General features: G+C 31.8%; 10 protein-coding genes and 1 tRNA gene. All 11 read right to left on the bottom strand.

Features of this window, described 5'->3' with window-relative positions; translation table 11 throughout:
- Positions 1-4 precede the first annotated feature (4 nt).
- Positions 5-697, bottom strand: coding sequence for a RadC family protein (radC, locus tag FRY74_RS07245; protein ID WP_147100046.1), 693 nt, complete (start codon positions 695-697; stop codon positions 5-7).
- Between the two features lie 72 nt (positions 698-769).
- Entirely contained in the window at positions 770-1081 is a 312-nt protein-coding gene (locus FRY74_RS07250) for a DUF3467 domain-containing protein (protein ID WP_147100048.1), read from the bottom strand.
- An 81-nt stretch (positions 1082-1162) separates the two neighbouring features.
- Entirely contained in the window at positions 1163-5467 is a 4305-nt protein-coding gene (gene rpoC, locus FRY74_RS07255) for a DNA-directed RNA polymerase subunit beta' (protein WP_147100049.1), read from the bottom strand.
- A gap of 32 nt (positions 5468-5499) precedes the next feature.
- Positions 5500-9327 (bottom strand): DNA-directed RNA polymerase subunit beta, encoded by a 3828-nt coding sequence (rpoB, locus tag FRY74_RS07260; RefSeq protein ID WP_147100051.1) that lies wholly within the window; start codon positions 9325-9327, stop codon positions 5500-5502.
- 197 nt (positions 9328-9524) lie between these two features.
- Positions 9525-9902, bottom strand: coding sequence for a 50S ribosomal protein L7/L12 (rplL, locus tag FRY74_RS07265; RefSeq protein WP_147100053.1), 378 nt, complete (start codon positions 9900-9902; stop codon positions 9525-9527).
- A gap of 59 nt (positions 9903-9961) precedes the next feature.
- Entirely contained in the window at positions 9962-10483 is a 522-nt protein-coding gene (rplJ, locus tag FRY74_RS07270) for a 50S ribosomal protein L10 (protein ID WP_147100054.1), read from the bottom strand.
- A gap of 28 nt (positions 10484-10511) precedes the next feature.
- On the bottom strand, positions 10512-11207 hold the full coding sequence (rplA, locus tag FRY74_RS07275; RefSeq protein WP_147100056.1) for a 50S ribosomal protein L1: 696 nt from the start codon (positions 11205-11207) through the stop codon (positions 10512-10514).
- Positions 11208-11234: 27 nt separating this feature from the next.
- Complete coding sequence (rplK, locus tag FRY74_RS07280) at positions 11235-11672, bottom strand: 50S ribosomal protein L11 (protein ID WP_147100057.1); 438 nt, start codon at positions 11670-11672, stop codon at positions 11235-11237.
- A gap of 75 nt (positions 11673-11747) precedes the next feature.
- Entirely contained in the window at positions 11748-12299 is a 552-nt protein-coding gene (nusG, locus tag FRY74_RS07285) for a transcription termination/antitermination protein NusG (protein WP_147100059.1), read from the bottom strand.
- 8 nt (positions 12300-12307) lie between these two features.
- Complete coding sequence (secE, locus tag FRY74_RS07290; RefSeq protein WP_147100061.1) at positions 12308-12499, bottom strand: preprotein translocase subunit SecE; 192 nt, start codon at positions 12497-12499, stop codon at positions 12308-12310.
- Positions 12500-12514: 15 nt separating this feature from the next.
- Positions 12515-12587 (bottom strand) — tRNA-Trp (locus FRY74_RS07295).
- Positions 12588-12610: the final 23 nt, after the last annotated feature.

The raw sequence follows: 12610 nt of genomic DNA on the forward strand, positions 1-12610 counted from the left end.
TAGATTATATTAAACCTTCGTCTGCAAAGCTAAGGTAATTATTCTCACCAATTATTAAATGGTCCAAAACAGGTGTTTCCATTAATAATCCAATTTCACTCATTTTTTTTGTTAGCTTAATATCAGCTGTACTAGGTTTTAAATTTCCTGACGGGTGGTTGTGACAAAGAATAATTGCAGATGCTAAGTTTTCAATGGCATTTTTGAATATTATTTTACTATCAGCAATAGTACCACTTACACCTCCTTTACTGATATTAATTTTTTTTAATACTTCGTTTTTACGATTTAAATAAATAACCCAAAACTCTTCATGTTGTAAATCACTTAAATATTCAGCAATTTCTTCATAAGCCGATTTACTTGAAGTTATTGTTGGTTTTAAAATTTTATCATTTGATTTTTTTCTTCTACCTAATTCTAAAGCTGCAATTATTGAAATTGCTTTTGCTTCGCCAACACCTTTAAATTTCATTAAATCTGAAATAGATAGTTTAGCTAATTGGTTTAAATCATTGTTTGTGGATGATAAAATCTTCTTACTGAGTTCTACGGCTGTTTCATTTTTATTACCTGAACCAATAAGAATTGCAATTAACTCGGCATCAGAAAGGCTGTTCTTGCCTTTTAAAGCTAATTTTTCTCGAGGTCTGTCTTCCTCAGCCCAGCTTTTTATATTTAATTTATCATAACTCATCTAAATATAAAGTTACAAAAAAGGGAAGCAAATAGCTTCCCTTTTTTTAGTTATAATATTCTTATGAATTCATTATGCTTCTCCTGTTGGCCCTCCAAAACTCAAAGGAATACCTTGAGCTTCGATGTCTTTAACTTTACCATGATTTGCTTCATATTTATTGATATTATCTTGTAAAGCACTCAGTAAACGTTTAGCATGTTCTGGAGTCATTAAAATTCTAGATTTTACTTTTGCTTTTGGCATTCCAGGCATAATTTTTATAAAATCTATTACAAACTCCGAATTAGAATGACTAATAATAGCAAGGTTAGAATAAATACCTTCGGCAATTTCTTCTCCTAATTCAATGTTTAACTTGTTTTCGTTATTATCTTGATTCATAATATTTTACATTTTGTATTTAAAGAAAGAAGCTTGAAGATAATTCTCCAAGCTTCTTGTCTTATTAATTAAATAATGTTATTATTCTTCAATAACTGAAGCTTCTTTTTTTTCAGCTACTAACTGATCGTAGTCTTCTTGAGAACCAACAATCATGTCTTTAAAAGATCTTAACCCTGTTCCTGCTGGAATTAATTTACCAACAATAACATTCTCTTTTAATCCTTCAAGAGTATCCACTTTACCTCTTACAGCAGCTTCATTTAAAACTTTAGTAGTTTCTTGGAATGATGCAGCAGAAATAAAGCTATCAGTTTGTAATGAAGCTCTAGTAATACCTTGAATAATAGGACTAGATGTTGCAGGAATTGCTTCTCTTGCTTCAACAGTCTTTTTATCCATTCTCTTCAATTTAGAATTCTCATCTCTTAATTGACGAGGCGATACAATTTGCCCAGCTTTTAAAATTTCAGAATCTCCAGCTTCAGTAACAATCATTTTATCATATATCCAATCATTTTCAGTCATAAAATCTAACTTGTTTACGATAGATTTTTCTAAGAATGAAGTATCTCCTGGATCTTCAATGAATACTTTTCTCATCATTTGACGAACAATTACCTCAAAGTGTTTATCATTAATTTTCACACCTTGTAAACGGTAAACTTCTTGTACTTCATTAACGATATATTCTTGTACAGCTGTAGGCCCTTTAATTGCTAAAATATCAGACGGTGTAGTTGAACCTTCAGAAAGAGGTGAACCTGCTTTTACGAAATCATTTTCTTGAACTAAGATGTGTTTAGATAAGTTAACCAAATACTTTTTAACTTCTCCAGTTCTTGATTCAATAATTATTTCACGGTTACCTCTCTTGATTTTTCCAAATGAAACAATACCATCAATTTCAGTAACTACAGCAGGGTTTGAAGGATTTCTCGCTTCAAATAACTCAGTAACTCTAGGTAAACCACCTGTAATATCGGCAGTACCACCAGCAGTTCTAGGTATTTTCACTAAAATATCACCACCAGTTACTTTGTCACCTTCATTTACAATAATGTGAGCACCAACTGGTAAGTTGTAAGTTCTTAATAAATTACCTTTAGCATCAACTACTGTTAATACAGGAATTTTTTTCTTGTCTTTAATTTCAGAAATTACTTTTTCCGTAAATCCTGTTTGCTCATCTGATTCTTCTTTATAAGTTACACCTAATTCGAAGTTTTCGAAAGCAACTTTACCATCAACCTCTGTAAGAATTACAGCATTATATTGATCCCATTCACAGATAATATCATTTTTCTTGATTTTATCTCCGTCTTTAACAAAAACTTTAGAACCGTATGGAATATTATTTGTTGCTAGAACAACACCTGTTTTAGGTTCTATAATTTTCATCTCAGCTGAACGTCCAATAACTAAAGTTTCAACAACTCCAGCACTATTTTTCTTGTCAATTGTTCTAAGCTCTTCAATCTCAACCTTACCATCGTATTTAGCAACAACGTTGTTTTCTCCAGTAATTTTAGATGCAGTACCACCAATGTGGAATGTTCTAAGTGTTAATTGTGTTCCTGGTTCTCCAATAGACTGTGCTGCAATTACACCAACAGCTTCACCTCTTTGAACCATACGCCCTGTTGCTAAGTTACGTCCGTAACATTTAGAACAAACACCTTTTTTCAATTCACATGTTAAAACTGAACGAATTTCAACTTCATCAATTTCTGAATCTTCAATAATTTGAGCAGAAATCTCAGTTATTTCCTCTCCTGAAGAAACAATTAATTCTTCAGTTTCTGGATGATAAATATCGTGTACACTAGTTCTACCTAAAACTCTATCAAATAACGATTCAACTTCTTCATCATTATTTTTAAGTGCAGTAGCAATTAATCCTCTTAATGTTCCACAATCTTCATCAGTAATAACAACGTCTTGAGATACATCGACTAATCTTCTTGTTAAGTAACCAGCATCTGCAGTTTTAAGTGCCGTATCGGCCAAACCTTTACGAGCACCGTGAGTAGAAATAAAGTACTCAAGTACTGATAATCCTTCTTTAAAGTTAGAAAGAATCGGATTTTCAATAATTTCTTGACCAGTTGAACCAGATTTTTGTGGCTTAGCCATTAATCCCCTCATACCAGATAACTGACGAATTTGCTCTTTAGAACCCCTTGCTCCAGAATCAAACATCATATAAATTGAGTTAAATCCTTGGTTATCATTTTTAAGGTTCGTCATTAACGTATTCGTTAATTTCGTATTTGTATGTGTCCAAATATCAATAATTTGGTTATAACGCTCGTTGTTAGTAATGAAACCCATATTATAGTTATTCATCACTTCATCAACTTGAGTATTAGCATCTTTTACCATTATTTCTTTGGCATCAGGTATCATAATATCATCTAAATTAAATGATAATCCTCCTTTAAATGCCATGTTGTAACCTAATGTTTTTATTTCATCTAAGAATTGAACTGTACGAGATGTACCAGTAATTTTAAGAACGTTACCAATAATTGTTCTTAAAGATTTCTTAGTCAATAATTCATTTACATATCCAACTTCATCAGGAACTAATTCGTTAAAAATAACTTTACCAGCAGTGGTTTCAATTATTTTATGAACGATTTCTCCTTTCTCAACATCTTTTACTCTAACTTTTATACAAGCATGTAAATCAAGTGCCTTTTCGTTATTTGCAATGATTACTTCTTCTGGTGAGTAATAAGTTTTTCCTTCTCCTTTTACAGTTTCTTCTTTAGTTGATCTCCTTTCTTTAGAAATGTAGTATAAACCAAGTACCATATCTTGAGAAGGTAGAGTTACCGGAGTCCCATTTGCTGGATTTAAAATGTTATGAGAAGCTAACATTAATAATTGAGCTTCTAATATTGCAGCATTACCTAATGGTAAATGAACTGCCATTTGATCCCCATCAAAATCGGCATTAAATGCAGTACATACTAGTGGATGTAAACGAATTGCTTTACCTTCAATTAATTTTGGTTGGAATGATTGGATACCTAATCTGTGAAGAGTAGGAGCACGGTTAAGTAAAACCGGGTGTCCTTTCAGTACATTTTCTAAAATATCCCAAACAACAGGCTCTTTTTTATCTACAATTTTCTTAGCAGATTTTACAGTTTTTACAACACCTCGTTCTATTAATTTTCTAATAATAAATGGTTTGTAAAGCTCTGCAGCCATATCCTTTGGTAAACCACATTCATGTAGTTTTAAATCTGGTCCAACAACAATTACTGAACGTGCAGAATAATCAACACGCTTACCAAGTAAGTTTTGACGGAAACGACCAGATTTACCTTTTAAACTATCAGATAAAGATTTTAAAGCTCTGTTTGCATCTGTTTTAACAGCACTAGATTTTCTAGAGTTATCAAATAAGGCATCAACAGCTTCTTGTAACATACGTTTCTCATTACGTAAAATTACATCTGGAGCTTTAATTTCTATTAGTCTTTTTAAACGGTTATTTCTAATAATAACTCTTCTGTAAAGATCATTTAAGTCAGATGTTGCAAATCTTCCTCCATCTAATGGAACCAACGGTCTCAATTCAGGCGGGATAACAGGAACAACTTTAATAATCATCCATTCTGGTTTGTTTTCGATATTTAGATTCGCTGATCTAAATGCCTCAACAACCTGAAGTCTTTTTAAAGCTTCATTTTTTCTTTGTTGAGATGTTTCTGTGTTAGCTTTATGTCTTAAATCATAAGATAAGCTATCTAAATCTAATCTTTTAAGCAATTCGTAAAGTGCTTCTGCACCCATTTTTGCTATAAATTTATTAGGATCAGAATCATCTAAATATTGATTTTCTTTTGGAAGAGTATCCAATACATCTAAATATTCTTCCTCTGTTAAGAAATCAAGATATTGAATTGGCTCTCCTTCATTATTCATCGTTTCAGCTGCATTAATTACAACGTAACGCTCATAATAAATAATGGTATCCAATTTTTTTGTAGGTAATCCTAAAAGATAACCAATTTTATTAGGCAAAGATTTAAAATACCAAATGTGTGCAACAGGAACAACTAATGAAATGTGTCCCATTCTTTCTCTACGAACTTTTTTCTCAGTTACTTCAACTCCACATCTATCACAAATAATTCCCTTGTACCTAATTCTTTTGTATTTACCACAGTGGCATTCCCAGTCCTTTACAGGTCCAAATATTCTTTCACAAAATAAACCGTCTCTTTCTGGTTTATATGTTCTGTAATTTATCGTTTCTGGTTTTAAAACTTCACCACTTGATCTTTCTAAAATCTTTTCTGGAGAAGATAAGCTAATAGTAATTTTTGAAAAATTACTATTAGTATTATTATCGTGCTTAAAAGCCATATTATTCAGGTGTTTGATTGTTCAAAATAATTTTAGTTGTCTAATGATATGTTAAGTGCTAAACCTCTTAACTCATGTAATAATACATTAAATGATTCCGGAATACCAGGTGTTGGCATAGGGTCTCCTTTAACGATTGCTTCATAAGCTTTAGCTCTACCTTTTACATCATCAGATTTAATTGTTAAGATTTCTTGAAGAATATTAGCAGCACCAAATGCTTCAAGAGCCCAAACCTCCATTTCACCAAAACGTTGACCACCAAATTGTGCTTTACCACCTAATGGTTGTTGTGTAATTAGCGAGTATGGTCCAATAGAACGAGCATGCATCTTATCATCAATTAAGTGACCTAATTTTAACATGTAGATAACTCCTACTGTAGCAGTTTGATCAAATCTTTCACCTGTACCACCATCATATAAGTAAGTTTTACCATATCTAGGTACACCTGCATCATCACAAAATTGATTGATTTCATCTACTGATGCACCATCAAATATTGGAGAAGCAAATTTCTGATTTAATTTTTGACCAGCCCATCCTAAAACAGTTTCATATACTTGTCCAAGGTTCATCCTAGAAGGTACACCTAATGGATTAAGTACAATGTCAACTGGAGTTCCATCTTCTAAATAAGGCATATCTTCTTCACGAACGATATTTGCAACAATACCTTTATTTCCGTGACGACCAGCCATTTTATCACCAACTTTTAGTTTTCTTTTCTTAGCAAGATAAACTTTAGCTAATTTGATAATTCCTGCTGGTAATTCATCACCAACAGATAATGCATATTTCTTTCTCTTATTAACACCTAAAATTTCGTTAGACTTAATATTGAAATTGTTTAGTAATTGTTTTACTAAATCATTTATTTCATCACTTGTAGTCCAGTTTTTAGAATCAATAAAACTAAAGTCATTTATTTTTTCAAGAACTTTAACGCTAAATTTAGTTCCTTTAGCAATAATTTCTTCGTTATAGAAATTTACAACTCCTTGAGAAGTTTTACCATTAACTATGGCATACAATTTATCAATAAGCTCTTTTTTAAGTTGAGCCATTTCTTTATTGTATTCAGTCTCTAATTGAGCAATTAAGTTTTTCTCTTCAGCACGTGTTTTTCTATCTTTAATCGCTTTTTCAAAAAGTTTTTTATCGATAACTACACCTTTAACTGAAGGTCTAATTTTTAATGAAGCATCTTTAACATCACCAGCTTTATCACCAAAAATAGCTCTTAATAGCTTCTCTTCTGGAGTAGGATCTGTTTCGCCTTTAGGAGTAATTTTACCAATTAAGATATCTCCCTCTTTTACTTCTGCACCAATTCTTATAATACCATTTTCATCAAGGTCTTTTGTTGCTTCTTCACTTACATTTGGAATGTCTGAAGTTAGCTCTTCTAAACCTCTTTTTGTATCTCTAACCTCTAAAGAGAATTCTTCGATATGAACTGATGTAAAGATATCGTCTTTTACAACTTTTTCTGAGATTACAATCGCATCCTCAAAGTTGTAACCTTTCCAAGGCATGAATGCTACTTTAAGATTTCTACCTAAAGCTAGTTCTCCATTTTGTGTAGCATAACCTTCACATAGAACTTGTCCTTTAGTTACTCTATCTCCTTTTTTAACTATTGGAGTTAAATTAATACAAGTATTTTGGTTAGTTTTTCTAAATTTAGATAATGCGTAAGATTTAGAATCACCTTCAAAACTTACTAATTGTTCATTTTCAGTTCTATCGTATTTTATTATAATTTCATTTGCATCAACAAATTCTACAACTCCATTTCCTTCAGCATTTGCTAATACTCTCGAATCTTCAGCTACTCTACCTTCTAACCCTGTACCTACAATTGGAGATTCAGCATTTAACAAAGGAACTGCTTGACGCATCATGTTAGACCCCATCAAAGCACGGTTGGCATCATCATGTTCTAAGAATGGAATTAAAGAAGCTGCTATAGAAGCAATTTGATTTGGGGCAACATCCATTAAGTGTAACTCAGAAGGGTCAGCTAAAGGGAAATCTCCTTCAGATCTTGACTTAACTTTATCACTTAAGAACTTACCTTTTTCATCGATCACAGCATTAGCTTGTGCAATAATTTTCTTTTCTTCCTCTTCTGCGCTTAAATAGATTACATCATTATCTAATGATACTTTTCCATTTGTTACGTGACGATAAGGAGTTTCAATGAATCCTAATTTATTTACTTTAGCAAAAACACAAAGAGATGAAATAAGTCCAATGTTTGGTCCCTCAGGAGTTTCAATTGGACATAGTCTTCCGTAGTGTGTGTAGTGAACATCCCTTACTTCAAATCCAGCTCTTTCTCTAGATAAACCTCCAGGCCCTAAAGCCGATAATCTTCTCTTGTGTGTAATCTCAGATAATGGATTTGTTTGATCCATAAATTGAGATAATTGATTCGTTCCGAAGAATGAATTAATTACAGAAGAAAGTGTTTTAGCATTAATTAAGTCTGAAGGAGTAAATACTTCATTATCTCTAACATTCATTCTTTCTCTAATGGTTCTTGCCATTCTTGAAAGACCAACACCAAATTGATTATGCAATTGTTCTCCTACAGTTCTAACTCTTCTATTACTTAAGTGGTCAATATCATCAACAATAGTTTTTGAATTAATTAACTCAATTAAGTATTTAACGATTTCAATAATATCTTGTCTCGATAATGTTCTAGCATTTTCATCTAAATCAAGACCTAATTTTTTATTTATTCTGAAACGACCAACTTCTCCTAAATCATATCTAGTCTCAGAGAAAAATAATTTATCAATTACTCCACGAGCTGTCTCAACATCTGGCGGTTCAGCATTTCTTAATTGACGGTAAATGTGTTCTACCGCTTCTTTTTCTGAGTTAGAAGGATCTTTTTGTAAAGTATTGTATATAATGGCAAAATCTGCCGAATTAACATCTTCTTTATGTAAGATAATTGTTTTAGAACCTGATTCAACTATTTCGTCAATGTGTTCTTTTTCAATAATCGTTTCACGATCAATTATTATCTCATTTCTTTCAATAGAAACTACCTCACCAGTATCTTCATCAACAAAATCTTCAATCCATGTTTTAAGAACACGGGCAGCTAATTTTCTACCAACAACTTTTTTAAGTCCTGCCTTGCTTACTTTAACTTCATCAGCTAAGTCAAATAACTCTAATATTTCCTTATCAGTTTCAAAACCAATAGCTCTAAATAGAGTAGTAACAGGTAATTTTTTCTTTCTATCAATATAAGCATACATTACGTTGTTTATATCGGTAGCAAATTCTATCCAAGAACCTTTAAAAGGAATTACTCTTGCAGAATATAATTTTGTTCCATTTGCGTGTCTACTTTGACCAAAGAAAACACCAGGCGAACGGTGTAATTGTGAAACAATAACTCTTTCAGCACCATTTATAACAAATGTACCTTTTGGAGTCATATAAGGTATTGTACCTAAATATACATCTTGAACGATAGTTTCAAAATCCTCATGTTCTGGATCAGTACAGTATAATTTTAATTTAGCTTTTAAAGGAACACTGTAAGTTAATCCTCTTTCAATACACTCTTCTATCGAGTACCTTGGAGGATCAATAAAGTAATCTAAAAATTCTAAAACGAACTGATTTCTAGCATCAGTAATTGGAAAATTTTCGTTAAACACTTTAAAAAGACCTTCTTTCTCTCTGTTTTCAGGAGTAGTATCTAATTGAAAATAACTTTGAAATGATTGAAGTTGAATATCTAAAAAATCAGGATAAGCTAACTGATTTTTAATTGAAGCAAAATGAACTCTTTCTGCTTTCTGATTTTTAACTAACGCTTTATTCATTAGTAAACTTGGGTTTAGTTAATATTAATTTTTATACCTAATTGGTACTTAATTTAATATAACTCTTTGTAAATCAGCAATTTTTAAAGATTGCCTCAGTTGTCCATTCACTAGGAGTATATATAAGCACAAAATGGTTTAGACCCATTTCCGATAAAATCGGAAGGGATCTAAACCTTTATATTGATGAGTTGAAATTATTTAACTTCAACTTCAGCTCCAGCTTCTTCTAATTGAGCTTTAAGAGCTTCTGCTTCATCTTTAGCAACACCTTCTTTTAATGGTTTTGGTGCACCGTCAACTAATTCTTTAGCTTCTTTTAAGCCTAAACCAGTTAATTCTTTTACTAATTTAACAACAGCTAATTTAGATGCTCCACCTGATTTAAGGATTACATCAAATTCTGTTTTTTCATCTCCACCAGCAGCATCGCCACCAGCAGCTGGACCAGCAACTGCAACTGCTGCAGCAGCAGGTTCGATACCATATTCATCTTTTAATATAGCAGCTAATTCATTAACATCTTTTACTGTTAAGTTAACTAATTCGTCTGCAAGTTTTTTTAAATCTGCCATTTTATTTGAGTTTAAAAATTTTTAAATTTTAATTATTATAAATTGAGTGCGTACTATTTTTATTCAGATCTCTCTGAAAGTGTTTTTACAATTCCTGCTAATTTGCCACCGCTCGATTGAAGAGCAGATACAACATTTTTAGCTGGAGATTGAAGTAATGCAATAAGATCACCAATAAGTTCTTCTTTAGATTTAATAGCTACTAATAAATCTAAGTTTTGATCACCGATGTAAATTGCTTGATCAATAAAAGCTCCTTTTAATACAGGCTTTTCACTTTTTTTACGGAAATCCTTAATTAATTTTGCTGGAGCATTACCTGCTTCTGCAAAAATAACGGAAGTATTTCCTTTTAATGTATCATATAATTCGTCGTAATCACCTTCAGCTCTTTCTAAAGCTTTTCTTAATACTGTGTTCTTTACAACTTCTATTTGAATATTATTAGTGAAACAAGACCTTCTTAATTTTGACGAGCTTTCAGCGTCTAATCCAGCTATATCTGCTAAATAAAATACGTTAGCATTATTAACTTTTTCAGTTAATACTTCAATAGCTTGATTTTTTTCTTCTCTTGTCATAATTACTATCTTATAAGTTATTCACTTATTAAACCGTTACTGATTTTGGTTCAATTTTAACTCCCGGACTCATTGTGCTTGAAAGTGTAACACTTTTAACATATGTTCCTTTTGAAGCAGTTGGTTTTAATTTGATAATAGTTTGAATAAGTTCTTTAGCATTTTCAACTAATTGTTGAGGATCAAAAGATGCTCTACCAACAGTTGTATGAATGATACCAAACTTATCAACTTTAAAATCAATTTTACCAGCTTTCACTTCTGCTACAGCCTTACCAATTTCCATAGTTACAGTACCCGATTTAGGATTTGGCATTAAACCTCTTGGCCCTAATACTCGTCCTAAAGCACCTACTTTACCCATTACGCTTGGCATAGTTACGATTACATCAATATCAGTCCAACCACCCTTAATCTTCTCAATGTATTCGTCTAAACCAACATAATCAGCACCTGCTTCTTTGGCTTCAGCTTCTTTGTCAGGAGTACATAATACTAAAACTTTAACATCTTTACCTACACCGTTAGGTAAGGCAACTGTACCTCTAACCATTTGGTTAGCTTTTCTAGGATCAACTCCTAAACGTACAGCTATATCTACAGATGAATCAAATTTTGTATTTGTAATATCCTTAACAATTTTTGCCGCTTCACCTAAATTGTATTCTTTTTCAGAATCAAATTTTGATAAAGCTTCTTTCATATTTTTTGTTAACCTTGCCATTGTTTAAAACAATTTTAATTTGTCAATTTAAGCTGGGAACTGTCCTTTTACAGTTATTCCCATACTTCTTGCTGTTCCAGCAACCATTCTCATAGCAGATTCAATTTGAAAACAGTTTAAATCAGACATTTTGTCTTCAGAAATTGTTTTAATTTGATCCCATGTAACTGAAGCTACTTTTACTCTATTAGGTTCCGAAGATCCTTTTTTGATTTTAGCAGCTTCCATTAATTGAATGGCAACAGGAGGATTTTTAATTATAAAATCAAAAGATTTATCAGCATAAACTGTAATAACTACTGGTAATACTTTACCTGCTTTATCTTGAGTTCTACCGTTAAATTGCTTACAAAACTCCATAATATTTACACCTTTAGCACCTAATGCAGGTCCTACTGGTGGAGATGGGTTTGCAGCTCCTCCTTTAATTTGTAATTTAATTAATGCGCTTACTTCTTTAGCCATTTTACTTACTATTTAGTTTGTATTCGTCTCAATAGGAAGCTTTATAGGCATGAGACTCCTACGATTAATTACAACTTAACTTTCTTTTTCTACTTGCAAGAAACTTAATTCTAATGGTTGTTTTCTTCCAAAAATTTTAACCATTACTTCAAGTTTTCTTTTTTCTTCATTTATTTTTTCAATTGTTCCAGAAAAACCATTAAATGGACCATCAACAACTTTAATGTTTTCTCCAACAACATAAGGAATTGTCATTTCTTCTTCACTTTCAGCCAATTCATCAACTTTCCCTAAAATTCTATTAACTTCAGAAATCCTTAATGGCAATGGTTCTCCTCTTTTCTCTGCACCTAAAAAGCCTATAACTCCATTTACATTTCTAATAACATGAGGAACTTCTCCAACTAAATCTGCTTCAACTAAAATATATCCAGGAAAAAAACTTCTTTCTTTATTTATTTTTTTGCCATTTCTAATTTGATATACTTTTTCTGTTGGAATTAAAATTTGAGAAACATAATCGTTTAGTCCATTTCTATGAATTTCATCTTCAATGTACTTTTTAACTTTATTTTCCTTTCCACTAATGGCTCTAACTACATACCACTTTTTACTATTCTCTGCCATGTCTCTTATTAAAATAAATCGTAAATCAATTTCATTAAATTACTGAATGAAGTATCCATTACATAAATGATAAGTGCAAAGATTACCGATGCAATCATTACAATTACAGCACTATTTTGAAGCTCTGACCACGTAGGCCATGATACTTTATTTAAAAGTTCATCAACAGATTCTTGAATGTATGTTCCAACTTTTGCCATAATATTTTTTCTTTGCACGGGTGGAGAGACTCGAACTCCCAACCAATGGTTTTGGAGACCACTACTCTGCCAATTGAGCTACACCCGTAAACATTATTAAGACAAGAAAGG

The organism is Vicingus serpentipes, from assembly GCF_007993035.1.
Classification (GTDB): Bacteria; Bacteroidota; Bacteroidia; order Flavobacteriales_E; family Vicingaceae; genus Vicingus; species Vicingus serpentipes.

What these genes read in the sequence shown, in the direction of transcription:
- rplK (WP_147100057.1), bottom strand. Translation starts at nt 11,672, where the DNA reads ATGGCTAAAGAAGTAAGCGCATTAATTAAATTACAAATTAAAGGAGGA.
- rplA (WP_147100056.1), bottom strand. Translation starts at nt 11,207, where the DNA reads ATGGCAAGGTTAACAAAAAATATGAAAGAAGCTTTATCAAAATTTGAT.
- FRY74_RS07250 (WP_147100048.1), bottom strand. Translation starts at nt 1,081, where the DNA reads ATGAATCAAGATAATAACGAAAACAAGTTAAACATTGAATTAGGAGAA.
- nusG (WP_147100059.1), bottom strand. Translation starts at nt 12,299, where the DNA reads ATGGCAGAGAATAGTAAAAAGTGGTATGTAGTTAGAGCCATTAGTGGA.
- radC (WP_147100046.1), bottom strand. Translation starts at nt 697, where the DNA reads ATGAGTTATGATAAATTAAATATAAAAAGCTGGGCTGAGGAAGACAGA.
- rplJ (WP_147100054.1), bottom strand. Translation starts at nt 10,483, where the DNA reads ATGACAAGAGAAGAAAAAAATCAAGCTATTGAAGTATTAACTGAAAAA.
- secE (WP_147100061.1), bottom strand. Translation starts at nt 12,499, where the DNA reads ATGGCAAAAGTTGGAACATACATTCAAGAATCTGTTGATGAACTTTTA.
- rplL (WP_147100053.1), bottom strand. Translation starts at nt 9,902, where the DNA reads ATGGCAGATTTAAAAAAACTTGCAGACGAATTAGTTAACTTAACAGTA.
- rpoB (WP_147100051.1), bottom strand. Translation starts at nt 9,327, where the DNA reads ATGAATAAAGCGTTAGTTAAAAATCAGAAAGCAGAAAGAGTTCATTTT.
- rpoC (WP_147100049.1), bottom strand. Translation starts at nt 5,467, where the DNA reads ATGGCTTTTAAGCACGATAATAATACTAATAGTAATTTTTCAAAAATT.